The organism is Candidatus Magnetaquicoccus inordinatus (assembly GCF_004217665.1).
Taxonomy (GTDB): domain Bacteria; phylum Pseudomonadota; class Magnetococcia; order Magnetococcales; family Magnetaquicoccaceae; genus Magnetaquicoccus; species Magnetaquicoccus inordinatus.
In genome coordinates, this window is record NZ_RXIU01000261.1 from 1 (window position 1) to 4,210 (window position 4,210).

General features: G+C 51.8%; 5 protein-coding genes. 1 reads left to right on the forward strand and 4 read right to left on the reverse strand.

The window, feature by feature from the left end:
- The first annotated feature begins 179 nt into the window (after nt 1–179).
- Nucleotides 180–1,205 (forward strand): Rpn family recombination-promoting nuclease/putative transposase, encoded by a 1,026-nt coding sequence (locus tag EJP87_RS14220; RefSeq protein WP_130472526.1) that lies wholly within the window; start codon nt 180–182, stop codon nt 1,203–1,205.
- Nucleotides 1,206–1,208: 3 nt separating this feature from the next.
- On the opposite strand, the gene EJP87_RS14225 is transcribed toward EJP87_RS14220, so the two are convergent.
- From EJP87_RS14225 to EJP87_RS14235, 4 genes are read right to left on the reverse strand one after another with little or no spacing between them, the layout of a single operon-like run.
- A complete protein-coding gene (locus tag EJP87_RS14225; protein WP_130472527.1) occupies nt 1,209–1,712 on the reverse strand; it encodes a universal stress protein in 504 nt (167 codons plus the stop codon).
- Nucleotides 1,705–1,836 (reverse strand): hypothetical protein, encoded by a 132-nt coding sequence (locus EJP87_RS18870; protein ID WP_265332132.1) that lies wholly within the window; start codon nt 1,834–1,836, stop codon nt 1,705–1,707. The genes EJP87_RS14225 and EJP87_RS18870 overlap by 8 nt, the downstream gene beginning before the upstream one ends.
- Nucleotides 1,837–1,848: 12 nt before the next feature.
- Nucleotides 1,849–3,534, reverse strand: a complete 1,686-nt coding sequence (locus tag EJP87_RS14230; RefSeq protein ID WP_130472528.1) for a YeiH family protein — start codon at nt 3,532–3,534, stop codon at nt 1,849–1,851.
- 56 nt (nt 3,535–3,590) lie between these two features.
- Complete coding sequence (locus EJP87_RS14235; RefSeq protein WP_130472529.1) at nt 3,591–4,061, reverse strand: rhodanese-like domain-containing protein; 471 nt, start codon at nt 4,059–4,061, stop codon at nt 3,591–3,593.
- Nucleotides 4,062–4,210: the final 149 nt, after the last annotated feature.

The window sequence follows — 4,210 nt, forward strand, 5'->3', positions numbered from 1 at the left end:
CTTTGGGAGGGCGGATGCCCGACATGCACAGTTTCGCTTGTGGCAACAGTGAGGAAATTGGCAAATGCGATTGCCCTGAACACACCGGTAATTGATCTCGCAATTTTTTCTCTGCACGACTATACTGACGATAATACTGTATTCTCCTCCATCTCCTTGCCTTGCTGGGAGAACCAACCATGCGCTTTATCGATCCACGTATTGATTTTGCCTTCAAAAAAATCTTTGGCAGCGAAGAGGGCAAAGATATTTTGATCTCTTTTTTGGAAAACCTGCTGGGTCTGGAAGGAGAACGCCGGATCAAAGATCTGGTGATTCTGGATCCGTTTCTGGCCCCTCGGATCAAAGAGTTAAAATCCTCCATCCTGGATGTGCGCTGTACCGATCAGCGCGAAATCTCCTACATTGTGGAAATGCAGGTGGAAAAGGTGGATGGCTTTCTGAAACGGATTCAATACAACAGCGCCAAAACCTATACCTTACAGATTCAGAGGGGAGAACACTATCCCAAACTCAATCAGGTCATTGCCATAACCATCGCCGACTTTATCATGTTTCCAGAGTTTGACCATTGCGTCTCCTGCCATGAGTCGCGGGAAACAATCACCGGACAATCTTTTCTGCGCGACATTCTCCACTATTTTGTCGAACTACCCAAATTTACCAAGGATATGGAGAGTTGTGAGACTCTGCTGGACAAGTGGATCTATTTTATTCGCTATGCAGAGATGTTTGAACAAATTCCGCAACCGTTGGATCTGCCGCCGTTGCGCCACGCTTTTGAGCGGGCAATGTTGGCCAACATGAGTCGCGAAGAGTGGGATCTCTATGACAAAGCAGGCATTGCCATCGCAGACGCCCGTGGTCGCTTAAAGTTGGCACATGAAGAGGGATGGATGGATGGCATGAAAAAAGGGCTGCAGGAAGGACTGCAGGAAGGGATCCAGCAGGGAATCCAGCAAGGAATCGAGCAAGGAATCGAGCAAGGAATCGAGCAAGGTTTCATCAAAGGACGCATGGAAGGCGAGGAAGCTGGTCTGCGTAAGGGCACCGCCAATCTGTTATTGCGACAACTGCAGCGTCGTTTTACGGCAGTTCCTGAGAGGGTCAGCGCCAAAATTGCTGCCGCCCCACTCCCGGTGTTGGAGAGATGGAGTGATCAACTCCTGGAAGGGGGCGCTCTGGAGGATCTCTTTGCCGATTAAAAATCAAAAAAACGGTTGATTGCCCTTCCACCCCCAGGGAGCCAGCAACAGCGGTATGCTGCTCCGCTGCATCAGGCGGGGCATATCGATACGCGAACGCACTCCGGGTACCCCTTTCGGTCGGGGCGAACCCAACACCAACGCCGCAGGCGCTTCATCGCGCACACATTCCAAAAGCAGATCGGTGGGTTCGCCAATCTTGAGCAGGGAGCGATAGGCGAGCCCCTGGCCGCAACAACGCTCTGCAACCGCTTGCAATTGTTGCTGCGCTTCTGCCCCCAAAATCTGTTCCAGATAACCGCCAAACTGGGCACGGGTGGCGGCGTTGTTGAGCCAATCATCGCCCATCATATCGCGCCAAAAAGCAGGAATCACCAAGAGATGGAGAATGGATGCCTGCCAGGCACGGGCTACGGAGTAGGCCAACTGTTCGGCGGCACAGGCACCAGGGGTGCCATGGTGGGCCAGAAGCAACAGCGGTGCTTCTGGCCTCTCTCCATCAACCATGTCCGACCACCAGCACCACGCTGACTGCAATCAGCAAAGCTGCCAGCAAAGCCGCCACATCCTCCATCCGATCGGTACGAAAGATGGAGAGGGGTGAACCCCGATCAAAGCGTTTTTCTTCCATCGCCACTCTCCCTTACACCGATTTGGAGATAAACAACAAGACCACCAGCAGAGAACCGACCGCTTTCAAGGTGCCGACTACAGAACCGATCACCAACGGCTTGCCCCCGGCCTGTTTAATCGCTTGCCCGGTAATCTGCATTCCCAAGCCGATCAAACCAAAAGCAAACAGCCAGGCGATCCAATCCCGATAGGCACGGATCACCGGCGAGTCGTGCCAGGCTGCTTTATGAGCATTTTCCAGGATCCCTTTAATGGCATTGTCCAGGTCGGGAATTTTTGCCACCGCTTTGAGGATATTATCTTGATCCCGAGAGGTGAGTTTACGGTTGGCAATCAGATCCTGAAGGGCTTTTTGCTCCTCTGGGGTACGCATTTTTTGCAAAACCCCTTCGAGCAGTTTGCCCTGTTTGGCTTTGAGCAATTTTTCTTCTTTCACCTTGTCACCACTAAAAAATTTGCCCTGATAGTGGTCGGCGGGAGCAAAAAAGCCGAGGGAGCTCATGATAAAGAGCAGGATAAAGCCGAGGACAAAGAGGGGAAATTTACTGATTAAAACATGGCCGATATCAACCTTGGTGGCATTTTCTTCGTTTTTTACATACCAGGTGGCCAGCCAGAGGACGATGATTGGCAGAAAAAGTACCCGGGTGATGTTGAAAATCTCGGCCACTTTCAGAGTCTCCACCCCCTCTGGATCATAGGCCAGGGCGGCTCCGGCCACTTGCGCCGAGTTGAGAATACCGGTTCCGGCCCAGGCACCAAACTGAACCGGCGTCATCTCAAAAAGATGGCCGATGGTAGGAAAGATAAACATGCACATCACCCCCCAGGCGAGGATGGTGCCAATGGTATAGGCGATCTCCGAAGCTTTGGCCTGCACTACCGGCGAGGCGGCGACTGTGGCGGAAACACCACAGACTCCCATTCCGGCAGAAAGCACGCCGGTCATGGAGTTGCCAGCCTGCATGCGCCTACCCATGATCAGGACGATGCCCACCGATCCCAACACAAAGATGGCGATCAAGATGACACTCAACATACCCAACTGGGCCAACTCGGCGGCGCTGTAGAGGGTGCCAAGCAGAATAACACCGCTTTTCAAAAACAGGCGCGAAAGGCGCACACCATTGGCCGCCCAAGCGGGTACACGAATGACATTGACCACAAAGATGCCTGCCAGAATGCCCAACACCACATAGTTGAGATTAAAAATTTTGGCAAAATCCCAACTTAACATACCGGCATCCTTGACCGCCTTGCCCCAGTTGGCAAACATCGGATCCAACCCCCAGCGCACCACAAAGGCAATGCTGGCGATAAAGGCGACGCCGGGTACTGTACTGATCAGATAATCGACATTGCCGGGTTTGGGGCGCCAAAAGAGAGTAAACAGACCAATCAGGGTAAAGCTGCCACCAAAAATAGTACAGAGCTGGCTTTGAAACTCCTTCTCCTTGTCAAACTTGGAGAGAGGCTTTTTCAGACTGGGTGCTGCCTGGTTATTGGCTTTGGCCTGCTCTGTGGCAACGCGCAGCTCGGCCTCCCATTTTTCTTTGACGGCAATATGGTCTTTATAGGCGCTCGGTTGCAGATAGGCTTGCAGATCATCGACACTGCCCAGGCGGTTTAATCCGCCCCACAACAGGATCAACAGCCCCATCAACAACAGGGCTGGTGATTTATGGGTATAGATCATGGTGTGACATCCTTGCTGGCAAGAAAAACAGAAGGTTGCAATTGCGCGAAAGTCGGTTATTCCACGGGCAGACGACGCGCTTTCCAATCGGGAAAGCCATCACGATACCAATAGAGATGTTTATAGCCAGCACGGGCCATGACGGTGACCAATTTATAGGATTTCCAGCAGGAGCTGGCATTGCAATAAACAATATAGCTCTTGCTTTTGTCGGCAATGCTCGACAAATCATATTTGTCTTTGCTGGCGTCAAACGAGATATCTTTGGCACTTTGTTCGGGATCATAGGGGACAGAAACAGCCCCTTTGATGCTGCCTTCGGCAAACTCAGCGGCCTTGCGGGCATCAACCACAATGGCCCCATTAGCCTGCAGGGTTTGCACCTGGACAGCATCAGCCATTTGCACCCCTTCTGGAGGCGTAGTGGGGGTCAGTGCTGGTTCAGCAGCCTGCAACTGTGGCAGCAGCAACAGCCCCAACAGGAGAGTAAACAGCAAGACAACGGAGAGATTGCGTACTGGCAACATGACACTCCTCCAATAGCTAGCGAGCAATGAAGTACAAAAATAAAATGTTCATAATTACTCCTGCAAAATGGTGCAGAGAGCTATCAGCATAAGTCCTTTATAGGCTGTATGCAACCATATCAGAGTTTTTGCATAGGGCAATCGTATTT